The sequence below is a fragment of the Aureibacter tunicatorum genome, from assembly GCF_036492635.1.
GTDB lineage: Bacteria > Bacteroidota > Bacteroidia > Cytophagales > Cyclobacteriaceae > Aureibacter > Aureibacter tunicatorum.
Window position 1 is genome coordinate 1753944 of record NZ_AP025305.1, and the last position, 14409, is coordinate 1768352.

Sequence of the window (14409 nt, forward strand, 5' to 3'; positions counted from 1 at the left end):
CGTAATTAGAGCATTTCGACTATCTGGATATAATTGCCGCAAGTATCGTCAAATACTGCGATTTTAGCCGTTCCCATAACAGTAGGCTTAAGGCTGAATTCCACTCCTAATTCTACAAGTCGATCGTATTCGCCTTGCACACTCTCAACGCTGAATTGAGTATAAGGCAGGCCTGATTTGTACAATTCTTTTTGGTAAACTCTTGCAGGTTCAAAGTCCTTAGGCGAAGGTTCCAAAAGAAGTTCGGGTCCGTCTTGCTCTTCATTAGCTACTACAGTCAACCATCTGTTGCCTTCTCCTACTGGAATGTCCAATTTCTTTACGAAGCCAAGTTTTTTGGTATAGAAGTTTAGAGCTTCTTCTTGGTTGCTTACTGGGATGCTTAATAATCTGATTCTCATATTGTAAGGATTAAGAGATTTAACAATGACACAAAAGTCCGAAATCTATTTTCAAATCATTTCTTGAAAATTGCTCTTTTCTGAAATTCCGTCGGAGCGGATCCTGTTTTCTTCTTGAATAAAGTGCTGAATGAGCCTATGCTTTCAAAGCCGACTGCATAGCAGGCTTCCGTCACTGACATGCCTTGGGATATGTATTCCTTTGATTTTTCTATTCTCATGTCGATCAAGTATTGTTTTGGAGTCTGACCGTAATACCTTTTGAATAGTCTAAGCAGATGGTATTTTGAAACAAAGCTAATGCGAGAGAATAGACTCAAGTTCAGTTCGTCTTCAAAATGCTCTTGAATGTATTTTCTTAAGCCAATAACAGTGTCAATTTGCCATTGGTTGGAGTAATTGTCTTTTTTTATTCTTTCGACTTCCTTATTGTAAAGCTTCATTTTAGAAGAGGTCATTGTTGTTAATCTATGAATGGGTAGCTTTCCCAAGGCTTTTTATTATTCAATGCTAAAACTATTTCTGTTCCAATATGTGCTTTTTTCAAGGCTAATAATTTGTTTAACTCCTGTTTGCTTTCTTCAAATAGGTCATTTTTGATTAGCTCAACTATTTTTATGAGGTATATGAAAGGTAGAATGAAATCTTTGTGAATAAGCTTCTCGATGCTTGGAACTTTATCAAAATGTCCATTTAAGAATGCTATAGTAAGTACTTCAGCTTTTTCGTGACTAGATTTGCTTACTCTTAATGCTTCCTCATATTCATTGTCAGCAGCTAATTGAATATATTCCGATTTGAACGATTTGAAAATTGATAAATACTTGCTATTAGATTCTAATGAATATTTTGCTTCCAATTTCTCTTTTATAGGAATATTATATGGTATGTATTCAATTTCACTATAATTGTCATCAATAGAATTATCAACTTTAGTTGAGTTAAGAAATTGACTTATTTGATTGTGCAGTGATTGAAAATTCAATAAGTATGAGACATCGCAAATAATGTCTAAATTTTGCCTTGATATCCAATGAATGACTTTGTTTTCCTTTTTATAGATTTTTTTAAACTCGCTTTCTAATAGTTTTTCTTGATTAATCATTTTTGTCATTTCAATCATATTGTAAAGTTACCTTTTCTTTTTTAACTGTTTATTGAGCATCGAAGCATAGAATTTAGCTTTTTCCAACATTTCCCATGAAGTGTAGATATCAATGATTGATTTAGTTCTTCATTGGTCAACTCTTTGTCATTTTTTCGATTGTTACAGGCAAAGGGTATTACAAAAAATCAGATAATCAATTCCATTTTAAGCAAGAGAAGAAAATGACGATTCTTAGATGGTAGTCCGACTTGATCTCGTTTTCTTCTGTCCAATTTAAGATTAATAATTTTAATTCATCTACATTGTTGAAATCAGCATTTGAGCAAAAGTTGATTAGTTTATTTTCTGGCGTTAATATTACTGATGTGTATGCCTTGCTTGGAATATGAACGTCATTTTTAGATTTATTGAATTTAGCCAGTTCGAGAAAATCTTCAGAAAGTTGATTTTGTGCCTGGGGATTTACTGGTATCATAGTATTCAGGAAGTACACCGAATCTCCATTGATATGTTTTAATTCACAAATCTTGATAACTTCAGGAATTGACTTGATTTCCTGTCCAAAAGAATCGATTGAAAAAATGAATAGAAAAATCATATTAATGGTTTTTAGTGTCATTTAAGTCAGTTGTTTAATAGATACAATTTTGTATAACTTCAAGTATCAATTTGAGTTTGATCCATTTTGAACTTGGCTAAAAAAATGAGTGTTTTAGTCATTATTGAAAATTGTACTTGTAAGTTGTTGAATTACGGTTCTTATATTTTTAAGTCTTCCTCAATATATTCCGCATTTAAGTATTTTCTAATTCTATATTTACCGCTTTTACTTATAAATATAAACTTGTGCAAATCTTCTTCAAGTATATCAAGTTCTGAGATATTAAACATTTTTTTCTGGATCCATTGATTCTTTTCAAAACTATAAATATGAAAAGTATTCAAATTTGAATAATCTATATGGTTAAATATTACACCTAATTCATCGGATCCACTATTGTTCAAATCTCCTAAATTTTCAAGCAATTTGTATCCGTAGCAATTTTTTTTGACAGGAAAGTTATTAAATCTAGAGTCGCTTGATATTAAGCTTGTATAGGTTTCTCCTATTTCTAGAATCTCTTCGAATTCTATGTTTAAGTGTTTTACTTTCTCATTTGATGAGCTTTTTCGAATCTCTTCGGTTAAATTTTCGATTTTTCCATCCCCGTTAAAGTCTCCTTTGACGGTAATTTGTATTATTTCTTGTTTGTTGATTGGGCTATAGCTGCAAATAGTTATAGCTAATGCAGTTATTAAGTTTTTTATCATCGTTTACTTATGTTTTGCAACTTTATCTAGTTCATGATTACCGAAAACGTAGCTGTATTTATAAAATTAAAAAATCAATTTTTATAATAATTTAAGTTAAATAGACAGCATTTCAAATGTATTGCTTGGCTTTGTCAACTAGATTATTTTTCAAGTTTTTTCAATTCATAAGTTCCTGATAGTCTTAATTATACACATTCGTGTAACCATATGCATTGAATGTAACATCTTGTATATCAGTGTTTTTTGAGTTTGTTTTGCATTCGAATTTAAACAGTATTGATGATGAAAAAATATTTAAGTTTGCTTGCTTTAGTATTTTCTATGGCAACAATTGCTTACTCGCAAGACAAAAATAATATCGGAAATATGGAGGAACCAGTTAAAACGTATCCTAAAACATTTTCTCATATAGGAATAACAGTGCCTGACATCGAGGAAGCTGTAAAATTTTATACCGAGGTGATGGGCTTTTATATCATCATGGAGCCAACAGTAGTAAAGGAAGAAAATGAAACGGCCATAGGCCAAATGTGCATTGATGTGTTTGGCGAAGGATGGGAAACTTTTAGAATTGCCCATCTCTCAACAGGCGACAAGATTGGATTTGAGATATTTGAATTTAAAGAAAGCAAAGACCTAAAGCCTAATTTTGAACCCTTTAGAACCGGTCTGTTCCACTTTTCTGTACAAGATCCTGATGTGGAAGGACTTGTGAAGAAAATCGTAGAGGCAGGAGGGAAGCAAAGAATGCCAATAAGAGAATATTATCCGGGAGAGAAGCCTTATCGCATGTGCTATGTTGAGGATCCTTTTGGAACGGTATTCGAAATCTACTCTCACTCATATGAGTTGCACTACTCCGAGGGAGCGTATAAATGATGATCTCTTGCAAATTCTTGTCCCCATTCATCCAATTGCAGGATAATGGGGATTAGTGATTTGCCTTCTTCAGTCAGTGCATATTCCACTTTGGGAGGAGTAACCGGATAAACGGTTCTTTTGACGAGTTTGTCCTTTTCCAATGCTCTGATAGAATATGTGAACATTCTATTTGAAATGTCTGTGATGCTCTTTTGCAATTCTCCCGATCTTTGAGGCCCATCTTGCAAATGAAAGAGTATTAGGCTTTTGTATTTATCTCCAATCAAATGTAGAGCGAAAGCCAAAGAGCACTTGAATTCCTTGTTATGATACTTTATTTTATCTGAAGCCATAATGAGATCTTTTATGATTCTAAAAAGCAAAAGACTTTCGAATACTACGAATTCCTTGCCTTTTAATTATACATAGGGCTTGTGTATTATAAAATAAAATCAAAAATAATGTTTTAGTTGTGTTGTTAAGTTGCCTGAATTTGATAATTGGATGCGAAGTGATAGGCAGTTAATATTTGCTTAAGAGGTGTCGAGCCAGAAAGAATATCATAAAGTTTCAATTATTATTGATGCTAAATAGGCAATGTTGGGAAGCGTAGTGTTAGTGGTTGTGCTTTTACAATTCATTCTGACCCAAGTACTTTTCTACGGGTTCGACTTCATAGATATAGCTTCTTGACAAGAAATCATGGAAAAAAGACGCATGAGCTCCCCCTGAGATGATAAGAATTCGGTCATTCTCATCGGCTTCGATCTTGCAGATATTGGCGAACATTCTTAAGTTTCTTTGATAAAACCGAGCAGCTTCATCCACGCCTTCGAATTTATCAGAGGAGTTAGCATAGAATAGCTGATCAACATTGTAGTTATATAATATAGCGCGAGTTTCGGGCGTATTCATTTGCATCAAGGTCTTTTTTAGCCCGTCTTTCTTTGGGTCTAAAGGCAGTTTAGAAAATAAGCTGTCAGCAGTTTGTAGGCTTTTGAAGTAATTTTTTGCATTGAGTTCCTTTGCCAGTTTGTCTTGATAGTAATCGTAGCCCATTTCATGGTCAATGGCATAGATTCGCTTTGTTTTGGCCAGTCGACCGATTTCGAAAGCTAAGAGTTGTATTTCATTGTCAGCGTAAATGGTTTTCGTTTCGGGATTATTCAAATAAGCGTCATAGGCACTTTCCACCAAATGTTGGTTCTTTGGAGGTGTTTCTACCATGATTATTGTAGGCTTGAATTTGGCGATCAGCTCATTTACTTCCTTGATTTGCTCTTTGTTTTTCTTGTTTTCTTCGTCGTATTCTGTTGTTCTTAAATCATCGGTGTATCCCAAGTGGAAAATGCCTAGATTCAATACTTTGATTTTATTATCTTGCGCTTGAGCAGTGAACAGCCCGAATAGCAGAGCGATGATTAGAAGTGCGTTTTTCATTTTGATAAGCGTTTTGTTTGAAAGGATTATGATGTAATGATAGGAAAAGGAACAGAGCCTTATTTTTTTATTATACCAACTAACTGAGTTAATACACCAAAAGTTAGTTTTAAATGCTTTATATTTTTGTCCTGAGAAAAAGGGTGCAAGTATAAGAAAAGAATCAGTTTGTCATATGATTCTTTCCTAGTGTTTATAGGTTGTCATTTGGTTGGAGATATTTTTCAACAGTCTCGACTTCATAGATAAAGCTTCTTGACAAGAAATCATGGAAAAACGCAGCATGCGCACTGCCTGAGATGATTAGAATTCTGTCGTTTTCGTTGGCTTCGATCTTGCAGATATTGGCGAACATTCTTAAGTTCCTTTGATAAAATCTTGCTGCTTGATCTACTCCCTCAAACTTATTTTCGGAATTGACATAAAATAAATGGTCCACATTGCAGTTATACATAAAGTCACGATATGCTTGGCTGTTGTCGCTAAGAAGAGCTTTTCTTAGTCCCACTTTTTTAGGATCGGCTTCGAGTTTAGTCGCTTTTTCATCCGTTATTCTGTTCGTTTTAAAATATGTTTTCGCATTTAACTTTTCAGCTAGTTTGTCTTGATTATATCCATAGCCCATGCTTTCATCAATGCAGTAGATTCTTTTTGTTCCGGCTAAGCGCCCAATTTCAAATGCCATGAGTCCTTTTTCAGTTTCATAGTTAGCTTTTTCTCCTTCAGGGTCATTAAGGTATGCTTGATAAGATTTTTCCACTTCTTCCTGATGTTTTGGCAGTTCTTCTATCATGATAATCGTAGGCTTGAACTTGGCGATAAGTTCATTTACTTCTTGAATCTGGTCCATGTTTGATTTCTCATCATATTCTGTACTATGAGCATCAGGAGTATATCCCATATGGAATACGCCTAGGTTCAATACTTTGATTTTTTTGTTTTGCGCTTGCGCATTGAACATTCCAAAAAGTAAAGCCATGATTAATATTGTTCTTGTCATTGCAGTGCTTGTTTTAGTTAGGTTAGTCAAATGTTTATAGATTGTTCTCAGGTGATAGGTATTTTTCCACCGACTCTAGTTCATACACACTGCTTCTTGACATGAATTGATGAAAGAAGGAAGCGTGCAATCCGCCTGAGATTATCAGAATGCGGTCTTCTTCGTTGGTTTTTATTTTGTTGATATTAGCGTACATTCGAAGGTTTCGATGATATAGTTTTGCCGCTTCGTCGGCTCCTTCGAATTTGTCGTCCGAATTGATATAGGTAAGCATATCTGCGTTGGCATTGATAAGAAAGTTCATGCAAGATTCGGAGTTCATAACAGAAAGTGTCTCTTTAAGTCCTGATTGGGCTGGATTCAGCTTTGCGATTAATTCGGATTTTTCCAATGTTTTTAAAGTCTGAAAAAATTTGTCAGCTTTTGTTTCTTGAGCAAGCTCGCCCAGATTGTAATTATAAGCCATAGAGTGGTCGATGGCGTGAATATGTGCCGTGTTGGCGAGTCGTCCGATTTCAAAAGCAAGTATTTCCACTTCAGTGCCTCCAAAAGTTGTTTCTTGCTTTGGATCTTTCAAGTAAGAAAGGTAAGCTTCTTCCAATGCATTTTGATCATTGGTTTCGACTTCAACCATGATGTGCGTTGGCTTGAATCTAGCGATCAACTCATTTACTTCTTTGATTTGTTTTTTGCTTTCATCCGAGCTTTCGTCATATTCTATTGAGTGGGCATCGCTTGTATACCCCATATGGAAGACGCCAAGGTTCAATACTTTGATTTTATTATCCTGCGCTTGAGCAGTTAACATTCCGAATAGCAGAGCGATGATTAAAAGTGCGTTTTTCATTTTGATAGGCGTTTTGTTTGAATGATTATGATGCAATGATAGGAAATGGAATAGAGGCTTATTTTTTTATTATACCCACTGATTGTGTTTATACACCAAAAGGTAGTTTTAAATGCTTTATTTTTTTGTCCTGAGAAAAAGGGCGCAAGTATAACAAAAGCCCTAGTTTGTCATATGAATATCAGCAAGTGCTTATAGGTTGTCATTTGGGTGAAGGTATTTTTCAACAGGCTCAACCTCATAGATATAGCTTCTTGACAAGAAATCATGGAAAAATGAAGCATGCGCCGCACCGGAGATGATAAGAATTCTGTCGTTTTCGTTGGCTTCGATCTTGCAGATATTAGCGAACATTCTAAGGTTTCTATGATAAAATTTCGACGCTTGATCTACACCTTCGAATTTATTTTTTGAGTTCGCATAGAAAAGATAATCGACATTGGAGTTGAATGACTGATCTCGGTACCCTTGAGTATTCATATAGCTTATCACATTTTTAAAGCCGACGATCTCAGGATTTCTTTTTTCAATTTTTCTTAGTGAGTCCACGATGTTGACTGTTTCAAAGTAATTGTCTGAATTAAGCTTTTTGGCTAATCTATCTTGATAATATTGATAACCCATTTTGTGGTCTATGGCATATATTCTTTTAGTGCCGGCCAGACGGCCAATTTCAAAAGCCATAAGTCCTGTTTCATTCGTATATTTTGCTTTTTCTCCTTCAGGGTCATTAAGATAAGCTTGATAAGACTTTTCAAGATCTGCTTGATATTTCGGAGATTTTTCAACCACAATGATGGTGGGTTTAAACTTCGCGATGAGTTCGTTTACTTCTTGAATTTGACTCATATTTGATTTTTCATCAAATTTAGTTGAATGAGCGTCCGGAGTATAGCTCAAATGGAAGACGCCAAGATTCAATACTTTGATTTTATTATCCTGAGCTTGAGTAGTGAATATGCTAAGAATTAGGGCGATGATTAAAAGCGATTGTTTCATGATTTTTTAGTAAAAGTGAGGGTGATTATTAATAATTTTGGAAAGGGTTATAGTGTACTGTCTTCAGTTAGATATTTCTCAACTGATTCAAGCTCGTATATATAGCTTCTCTTGAAGAAATCGTGGAAGAAAGTCGCATGAGCTGCTCCAGAGATGACAAGAATTCTGTCTTCTTCGTTGCTTTCTACTTTATTGATATTGGCAAACATTCTAAGGTTTCTTTGGTAAAATATTGCCGCTTGGTCAGCTCCTTCAAAATTGTCTTCGGAATTCACATAAGTCAGTTTGTCTGCGTTGCCATTGATCGAGGCAGTTCTGTATTCTTCGGTGTTCATGTTATTTAACACTTCTTTGAAACTGGACTTCATTGGAGTAGTCTTTAAGTTGGCATAGACTTCTTTTTTTCTTTTTTCTGTTTCGAAGTACTTTTCAGCGCCATATTCTTCCGCCAGGCCTGATAAGTTGTAGGCATAGTTCATTTTATGATCGATTGCGTAAATTCTTTTGGTATTAGCAAGTCTTCCGATTTCAAATGCCATGATTTGTATTTCATTATTAGCATATCCGGTTTTGATTGTCGGGTCATTGACATAAGCTTGATAAGCTTTCTCAAGTTCTTTTTGGTATTTGGGAAGCGTTTCCACCATGATGATCGTAGGCTTGAATCTAGCGAGAAGTTCATTGACTTCTTGGATTTGCTTCATGTTGGAGGCCTCATCAAACTCGGTCTTATTTGCATCAGTAGTAAAACCCATATGGAACATTCCTACATTAAGAACTTTTATTTTTTTATCCTGTGCATGAGCAGTGAATATTCCGATGAATAATGCGATGGCTAGAAGTGCGTTTTTCATTTTGATAAGTGTTTTGTTAGAATGATTATGATGCAATGATAGGTAAAGGGTGGGGAGGTGATTTTTTTATTATACCAACGAATAGAACTTTTACACGAAATGAAGAAAGTGCTTGACATTATTTTTTGTCATGAGAAAAAGCTAATTTGTATAAAATAACTTTTTGTTTGTCCTAAAAATGAATTCGAGTAAAGCGATATCTCTAAATTCATTGAAAAAAGATTATGAAGTTGAAAAAGGAAATACTGCAAAATATTCTAATACTTATTGTTATTTACGCGCTTAGGGAAGTGGGAGAAATATTGATGGGGAAGAATGGCACAAGCTTAAATAGTGAATTGCATAAGCATGTTCTTACCTGTACTTTTTATTTGTCATTTACAACTGTATATTTTATAAACTATTTGGTATTGGTTCCAAGGTTTATTGTTCAAAAAAAGTATGTTCAATACGGCTTTTCGTTTTTAGGGCTGATGCTCGTTTTTGCTTGTGTTCGGTTTATGCTTGAAGAAGTGATTCTATTCAAGATTTTTGGCGAGCATAATTATTTCTTCGAAGGTTCAAATATTATTGGGGTTTATCTGGTTGATTCATTTTACTATACCTTGGTGGCTGTTTTATTGAGTGTTGTTATTAGTCTTCTTTACCGATACAATGAGAAGTCTCAAGAAATGCATCAGCTTGAGTTAGCTCATCAAAAAGCGCAAATGTCAGCATTGAAATCGCAAATAAGTCCTCATTTTTTATTCAATACACTTAATAGTTTCTATGTGGAGCTGTTCGACACTCATCCGGAAACAGCGAATGATATATTAAAGCTGTGCAACTTATTAAGGTATGTTACTTATGAGACGAGTACTGATTATGTGACTGTCGAAAAGGAGATTTCATTTATTAAAGATTATATGTATTTTTTTGAGCGTCGTTATGAAGACAATTTTTTTGTTGAGTTGAATATTCATGGAGATGTAAGAGACGAGCAAGTCCCATCCTTGATATTAATTCACTTTATCGAAAATGTCTGCAAGCACGGAATCATCAGTCAGGAAGATAAGCCGGCTTTCATAGACATTTATATCAATACCGAGGAAAATAAACTGGAAGTGATAACGAAAAATCATATAAACATTTCGGAAAAATATCATGAATCAGGAATTGGCACTGAAAATATTAGAAAGAGACTGGAAGTGCTCTATGGGGACGCTTTTGAATTATATTATCAACAAGATGACCATCAATTTGAAGCTTACCTGAGCATGCCATTGCAAATTATTTCAAACAAAACAGAACTGTCGCATGACTTCATTACATAAATGCATCATCGTGGATGATGAACCGCCTGCTATTCGATTGATGGAGAAATTTATCGAAAAGGTTAATTTTCTTACAGTGGAGGAGACGTTTACAAATCCGCTTAAGGCTTTGCAATATGTCGAAGCTAATCAGGTGGATGTAATCTTCTTGGATATACAAATGCCGGAAATTTCCGGAATCCAGCTGTCCAAATTGATTAGTCAGGATATTAAGGTGATTTTCACAACTGCTTATTCCCAGTTTGCTTTGGAAAGCTATGATATGGGAGCAGTGGACTATTTGTTGAAGCCGGTGAGTTTTGACAGATTTTACAAGGCAGTGATGAAGCTTCAAGAATCCAAGATGACCGATGCAATCACTGTGACTGAGGAGTATTTCTTCGTCAAGACCGATGGCAAGAATAAATTTGTTAAGATTTTTCTCAAGGATATTTTGTTCGTAGAAGGGCTGAAAAACTATGTGTCTATCCAGCTTAAAGATGAGAAAATCATCACTTATAGCTCTTTAAAGTCATTTTATGAAAGCCTTCCAAGCCAAGGTTTCATACAGGTGCATAAGTCTTTTATCGCATCGATCAAAAATATCAGCAAGATTGACAATGATTTGATTTGGATCGATGAGCATGAACTGCCACTTGGCAATACATACAAAAAGGCTTTTTTTGAAAAGATTATGGAGAACCAATTGCTTAAATCGTAAATATGAAATTCGGATATGCAATTCATTATGTCGCTGATGTGGAGGCGACATTGAATTTTTATAATAAGGCTTTTGGCTTTGCAGTCAAGTTTATAACTCTTGAAAAAGATTATGGAGAGTTGGACACAGGCTCTACGACGATCGCATTTGCTTCGAGGGAATTATGCGAATTGAATTTTGGGAAAGATATAAAGTTGTTGGCTACTAATGGCACTCCTGTTGGAGTTGAGTTTGCTTTTGTAAGTGAATATATAGAAGAGGATTTTAGTAGAGCGCTGGAAAATGGAGCTGTTTTATTCTCTGAAATAAAAGTAAAACCTTGGGGACAAAAAGTTGGCTATGTGAGGGATAATAACGGATTTATTATCGAAATTTGCACTCCAATTAAGTCTGGTTAAGTGAGAAGAGTATATGAAGAATCAATGGTTTAAATGCAGGTTTGGTTATGTGAATATCGATGAAGAGAATATTTATTTTACGGATTCGGGAATTAGGAATGAAGCTTTGAGATTGAGAGAAAAAACAAAATTTAGCTTTGAAGTTAAATATAAGTATTTGATTTACTTGTTGATCCCAGTTGTGTTGGGTTATTTAGTTTTCAATGATTTTGAAATCAGCTACAATTGGAAAGTTCAGAAATCTATTATGGTCATATTTTTTATTCAGTTATTGAGTTACGCTTTTAGGTTCCTTATTTTTCCTAATTTCAAATTGCCCTTTAATCAGATTGAAGAGATTTTGGTTAATAAGAAATCTGCGGAAATAAAGTTTGTCAATGGAGATTGTAAAAAGGAATCTCTAAAGATTTATGGATTAAATCAGCAAGGGATTCAAATCTTGAAAGCACTTAAATTTGAAAAATTCGCATAGTTTATTTGAGGTATAAACCTTTAAATTAGTAAAGAGCCATGACAGCTAAGTATTAGCATAGTGTTTTTACTTTTGGTAATTTTTGTTACAAATATTAAATAATTTAAATTATTAAAATGATGATTTTAATCGGAAATATGCAAAATAAATGCAATGATTGAAGTTAGGATTAGTCATAAAGTGTAATAAAATTACGTTTATGATATAATTTTAGAATAATATTTTTTTTAAGCTAAAAAATTCAAAAATTATTTTTTGAAAACGATTGCATTATAAAAGTTGTAAAAATGAGTTGGTTTTTATAGTTGAAATTTTTCATATGATAATTTCAGGATGAAACTTTAAACTAAAACCAACTTTTTATGAAGAAAATTGACTTATTTATTCTTTTATTTCTTTTTTCATTTTGCTTATTTTCTTGTTCAGATCAAGATATTGATGTGGCGACGACTGAGGGGCAGAGCTCGGAAACCATTCCTGCTAATAAAACATCATCTCGAGAAGCAGATAGAAATATTCAAAACAATCATGCGCCAGTGATGATGCAAGGATTTTATTGGGATGTTCCCGCTGGCGGCACTTGGTGGGATGTAGTAAAGAGCAAAGTTCCAGCATGGAGCGAAGCGGGTATTACTTCCATATGGTTGCCTCCTGTATCAAAAGCTCAAAATGGAGCATTATCTATGGGATATGATCCGACAGATTATTTTGACTTGGGAGAGTTTGATCAAAATGGTTCGATTGAGACCCGTTTTGGATCTAAGGATGAGTTGACAAATTTGATTGATGAAGCTCACAACTATAATATTGAAGTGTATGCTGATATAGTCATCAATCACAACAGTGGAGGCCAGAAAGAAGATAATCAGTATACAGGAGTGCCTTACTGGACTAAATTCGATGTTGCTTCGGGCAAATTTACACGTTCGCAACATGACTTCCACCCTAATTACATTCATCAAAATGATCCGCAAGTATTTGGAGGTTTTCCGGATTTATGCCATCATCATTTTTATGTGCAAGAATGGTTATGGAAAGCCGATTATTCATTCGCTAAGTATTTGAAAGATGAAATAGGATTTGATGGTTGGAGGTTTGACTTTGTGAAGGGGTTCGAACCATGGGTAGTCAAAGATTGGTTGGAGCATAATGGCGGTTTTTCTGTTGGAGAACTTTGGGATGGAAATGCGACATATTTGGAGCAGTGGGCTAATGAAGCGAATAGCTCTGCATTTGACTTTGCTTGCTATTATGCAATGAAAGAGGCATTTGATGGAAATGACTTGAATAAACTGAATAACGATATGCTATTGAAAAGGAATCCTTATAAGGCTGTAACGTTTGTCGCAAATCATGATACGAATGAAATCTGGAATAAAAATTTGGCATATGCGTATATTTTGACCCATGAAGGGCTGCCTTGTTTGTTTTATCGAGACTATGAAGAATGGTTGGATAAGGATAAGCTGAATAACTTAATATGGATACATGATAATTTAGCAGGTGGATCAACGTCTGTCTTATACACTGATAACGATGAATATATAGCTAAACGAAATGGCTGGGAAGATAAAGCTGGTCTGGTTGTATATATTAATAATTCGGAAAATTGGTCTGAGCGTTGGGTTGAGACTAATTGGAGCAGCGCAAGAATAAAAGATTTCACAGGCCATTCTGATTGGGAACCTGTTACGCAGTCTGGTCGATGGGTGAAAATACAGTGTCCTCCTAAAAGTTATTCTGTTTGGTCGATTGCTAATAATTAATGGATTAAGGTATATAAAGTGTTGTTATCGCTTAAAAAGGGGCTTTGCAAGGTGATTTAACCTCAAGCCTCTTTTTTTATAATGTTTTTTAGCTTATTATTTATAAAATTTGAAAAAGGCATAAGCAAGATGACACCAAGAGTATTGGCAAGTGTAATGAATTTGTATCAAGTTTTTTCCAGATATCCTTTGGATAAAAACATGCAGGCGAGTCCGATCTACGGGGATAAAGTGAAAGAATGGAACTTGTCCATCTCAAGAAAACCAATGCAGGAAATGAATGGAGACGAGTTAAGTTTTTTGGCTTTCAAAGTTGGTTATACTTGGGGAACGGAAAGCGATTACAAACATTTTTTGCCTAGGTTTTTAGAGTTGATTGCTAGTTGTCAAGAGGGATTGATAGAGACTTTTATGGTTTTTCAAAAATTGGAATATTTTGATTGGCATAGTTGGCGCAAAGAAGAGAATGAAGCTGTTAATGAATTCATCGAGGCTTTTTGGGAGCAAATGTTAAATGATGATTTGAGGCCATTTCTATTTGAAGATTGTTTTTTCACTTTTTATGAGATTTTAAGATATCCAGATTATTTGTTAAATGCTTGGTTTGAAAGCAATAGCAGTTTTTCTCTACAAAGGTTTTGCAATTTAGTAGCTGATAATGAAAAGTTGTTTTTGGAAAATAAGCTGAGTGAAAGGTTTGATTCGAAGTATGAGAAAAAAATTGAGGCATCAGAGAAAATATTAAAATGGGCAAGGAGCAGTATGAAGAATAAACTCAAAAGCAGAGTTAATGAAATAAAAGATCATGACTTTCAAGTTTCTGTTTACTTAGCAATTGGTTTGTTAGATGACGAATAGTTTCAATAAACTTATTTTTGTAAATTTATGGTTAATATTTTTGCTTAGTCTAATTATGTGTGGCATTGAATTTTTTAA

Annotated in this window: 18 protein-coding genes; 7 read left to right on the forward strand and 11 right to left on the reverse strand. The window is 34.4% G+C overall.

Annotated elements, in window-relative coordinates:
- Positions 1–5: 5 nt before the first annotated feature.
- The 5 genes from AABK36_RS07530 to AABK36_RS07550 all read right to left on the reverse strand — a co-directional run bounded on the left by AABK36_RS07530 (position 6) and on the right by AABK36_RS07550 (position 2820).
- On the reverse strand, positions 6–401 hold the full coding sequence (locus AABK36_RS07530) for a VOC family protein (RefSeq protein WP_309939204.1): 396 nt from the start codon (positions 399–401) through the stop codon (positions 6–8).
- A gap of 56 nt (positions 402–457) precedes the next feature.
- Complete coding sequence (locus AABK36_RS07535) at positions 458–859, reverse strand: helix-turn-helix domain-containing protein (RefSeq protein ID WP_338390318.1); 402 nt, start codon at positions 857–859, stop codon at positions 458–460.
- A gap of 5 nt (positions 860–864) precedes the next feature.
- Complete coding sequence (locus AABK36_RS07540) at positions 865–1506, reverse strand: hypothetical protein (RefSeq protein ID WP_309939206.1); 642 nt, start codon at positions 1504–1506, stop codon at positions 865–867.
- 196 nt (positions 1507–1702) lie between these two features.
- The gene (locus AABK36_RS07545) at positions 1703–2107 is read right to left on the reverse strand and encodes a hypothetical protein (protein WP_309939207.1); all 405 of its coding nucleotides are present in this window, start codon (positions 2105–2107) and stop codon (positions 1703–1705) included.
- Between the two features lie 161 nt (positions 2108–2268).
- On the reverse strand, positions 2269–2820 hold the full coding sequence (locus tag AABK36_RS07550) for a hypothetical protein (protein WP_309939209.1): 552 nt from the start codon (positions 2818–2820) through the stop codon (positions 2269–2271).
- A gap of 285 nt (positions 2821–3105) precedes the next feature.
- Here AABK36_RS07550 and AABK36_RS07555 point away from each other — a divergent pair, with 285 nt between their 5' ends.
- Positions 3106–3702, forward strand: a complete 597-nt coding sequence (locus tag AABK36_RS07555) for a lactoylglutathione lyase family protein (protein WP_309939210.1) — start codon at positions 3106–3108, stop codon at positions 3700–3702.
- On the opposite strand, the gene AABK36_RS07560 is transcribed toward AABK36_RS07555, so the two are convergent.
- From AABK36_RS07560 to AABK36_RS07585, 6 genes are all read right to left on the reverse strand, one after another.
- Positions 3678–4037 carry a winged helix-turn-helix transcriptional regulator gene (locus AABK36_RS07560; protein WP_309939211.1) on the reverse strand — a complete coding sequence of 120 codons (360 nt, stop codon included), beginning with the start codon at positions 4035–4037 and terminating at the stop codon, positions 3678–3680. The genes AABK36_RS07555 and AABK36_RS07560 overlap by 25 nt on opposite strands.
- Before the next feature lie 277 nt (positions 4038–4314).
- Entirely contained in the window at positions 4315–5124 is an 810-nt protein-coding gene (locus tag AABK36_RS07565) for a DUF5694 domain-containing protein (RefSeq protein WP_309939212.1), read from the reverse strand.
- A 193-nt stretch (positions 5125–5317) separates the two neighbouring features.
- The gene (locus AABK36_RS07570; RefSeq protein WP_338390319.1) at positions 5318–6124 is read right to left on the reverse strand and encodes a DUF5694 domain-containing protein; all 807 of its coding nucleotides are present in this window, start codon (positions 6122–6124) and stop codon (positions 5318–5320) included.
- Between the two features lie 34 nt (positions 6125–6158).
- The gene (locus tag AABK36_RS07575) at positions 6159–6971 is read right to left on the reverse strand and encodes a DUF5694 domain-containing protein (RefSeq protein WP_309939216.1); all 813 of its coding nucleotides are present in this window, start codon (positions 6969–6971) and stop codon (positions 6159–6161) included.
- A 192-nt stretch (positions 6972–7163) separates the two neighbouring features.
- On the reverse strand, positions 7164–7970 hold the full coding sequence (locus tag AABK36_RS07580; RefSeq protein WP_309939217.1) for a DUF5694 domain-containing protein: 807 nt from the start codon (positions 7968–7970) through the stop codon (positions 7164–7166).
- A 47-nt stretch (positions 7971–8017) separates the two neighbouring features.
- Positions 8018–8824, reverse strand: a complete 807-nt coding sequence (locus AABK36_RS07585; protein WP_309939218.1) for a DUF5694 domain-containing protein — start codon at positions 8822–8824, stop codon at positions 8018–8020.
- 224 nt (positions 8825–9048) lie between these two features.
- Here AABK36_RS07585 and AABK36_RS07590 point away from each other — a divergent pair, with 224 nt between their 5' ends.
- From AABK36_RS07590 to AABK36_RS07615, 6 genes are all read left to right on the forward strand, one after another.
- Positions 9049–10137, forward strand: a complete 1089-nt coding sequence (locus tag AABK36_RS07590) for a sensor histidine kinase (protein WP_309939219.1) — start codon at positions 9049–9051, stop codon at positions 10135–10137.
- Positions 10121–10837: a LytR/AlgR family response regulator transcription factor gene (locus AABK36_RS07595; RefSeq protein ID WP_309939220.1), complete on the forward strand. Its 717-nt coding sequence runs from the start codon at positions 10121–10123 to the stop codon at positions 10835–10837. Before AABK36_RS07590 ends, AABK36_RS07595 begins: the two co-directional genes overlap by 17 nt.
- Positions 10838–10839: 2 nt before the next feature.
- Positions 10840–11235 (forward strand): VOC family protein, encoded by a 396-nt coding sequence (locus AABK36_RS07600; protein ID WP_309939221.1) that lies wholly within the window; start codon positions 10840–10842, stop codon positions 11233–11235.
- A 13-nt stretch (positions 11236–11248) separates the two neighbouring features.
- Complete coding sequence (locus AABK36_RS07605) at positions 11249–11707, forward strand: hypothetical protein (protein ID WP_309939222.1); 459 nt, start codon at positions 11249–11251, stop codon at positions 11705–11707.
- 362 nt (positions 11708–12069) lie between these two features.
- A complete protein-coding gene (locus AABK36_RS07610; RefSeq protein WP_309939224.1) occupies positions 12070–13473 on the forward strand; it encodes an alpha-amylase in 1404 nt (467 codons plus the stop codon).
- A gap of 129 nt (positions 13474–13602) precedes the next feature.
- On the forward strand, positions 13603–14331 hold the full coding sequence (locus AABK36_RS07615) for a hypothetical protein (protein ID WP_309939225.1): 729 nt from the start codon (positions 13603–13605) through the stop codon (positions 14329–14331).
- The last annotated feature ends 78 nt before the right edge of the window (positions 14332–14409 follow it).

What these genes read in the sequence shown, in the direction of transcription:
- AABK36_RS07530 (WP_309939204.1), bottom strand. Translation starts at nt 401, where the DNA reads ATGAGAATCAGATTATTAAGCATCCCAGTAAGCAACCAAGAAGAAGCT.
- AABK36_RS07535 (WP_338390318.1), bottom strand. Translation starts at nt 859, where the DNA reads ATGACCTCTTCTAAAATGAAGCTTTACAATAAGGAAGTCGAAAGAATA.
- AABK36_RS07540 (WP_309939206.1), bottom strand. Translation starts at nt 1,506, where the DNA reads ATGATTAATCAAGAAAAACTATTAGAAAGCGAGTTTAAAAAAATCTAT.
- AABK36_RS07545 (WP_309939207.1), bottom strand. Translation starts at nt 2,107, where the DNA reads ATGATTTTTCTATTCATTTTTTCAATCGATTCTTTTGGACAGGAAATC.
- AABK36_RS07550 (WP_309939209.1), bottom strand. Translation starts at nt 2,820, where the DNA reads ATGATAAAAAACTTAATAACTGCATTAGCTATAACTATTTGCAGCTAT.
- AABK36_RS07555 (WP_309939210.1), top strand. Translation starts at nt 3,106, where the DNA reads ATGAAAAAATATTTAAGTTTGCTTGCTTTAGTATTTTCTATGGCAACA.
- AABK36_RS07560 (WP_309939211.1), bottom strand. Translation starts at nt 4,037, where the DNA reads ATGGCTTCAGATAAAATAAAGTATCATAACAAGGAATTCAAGTGCTCT.
- AABK36_RS07565 (WP_309939212.1), bottom strand. Translation starts at nt 5,124, where the DNA reads ATGAAAAACGCACTTCTAATCATCGCTCTGCTATTCGGGCTGTTCACT.
- AABK36_RS07570 (WP_338390319.1), bottom strand. Translation starts at nt 6,124, where the DNA reads ATGACAAGAACAATATTAATCATGGCTTTACTTTTTGGAATGTTCAAT.
- AABK36_RS07575 (WP_309939216.1), bottom strand. Translation starts at nt 6,971, where the DNA reads ATGAAAAACGCACTTTTAATCATCGCTCTGCTATTCGGAATGTTAACT.
- AABK36_RS07580 (WP_309939217.1), bottom strand. Translation starts at nt 7,970, where the DNA reads ATGAAACAATCGCTTTTAATCATCGCCCTAATTCTTAGCATATTCACT.
- AABK36_RS07585 (WP_309939218.1), bottom strand. Translation starts at nt 8,824, where the DNA reads ATGAAAAACGCACTTCTAGCCATCGCATTATTCATCGGAATATTCACT.
- AABK36_RS07590 (WP_309939219.1), top strand. Translation starts at nt 9,049, where the DNA reads ATGAAGTTGAAAAAGGAAATACTGCAAAATATTCTAATACTTATTGTT.
- AABK36_RS07595 (WP_309939220.1), top strand. Translation starts at nt 10,121, where the DNA reads ATGACTTCATTACATAAATGCATCATCGTGGATGATGAACCGCCTGCT.
- AABK36_RS07600 (WP_309939221.1), top strand. Translation starts at nt 10,840, where the DNA reads ATGAAATTCGGATATGCAATTCATTATGTCGCTGATGTGGAGGCGACA.
- AABK36_RS07605 (WP_309939222.1), top strand. Translation starts at nt 11,249, where the DNA reads ATGAAGAATCAATGGTTTAAATGCAGGTTTGGTTATGTGAATATCGAT.
- AABK36_RS07610 (WP_309939224.1), top strand. Translation starts at nt 12,070, where the DNA reads ATGAAGAAAATTGACTTATTTATTCTTTTATTTCTTTTTTCATTTTGC.
- AABK36_RS07615 (WP_309939225.1), top strand. Translation starts at nt 13,603, where the DNA reads ATGACACCAAGAGTATTGGCAAGTGTAATGAATTTGTATCAAGTTTTT.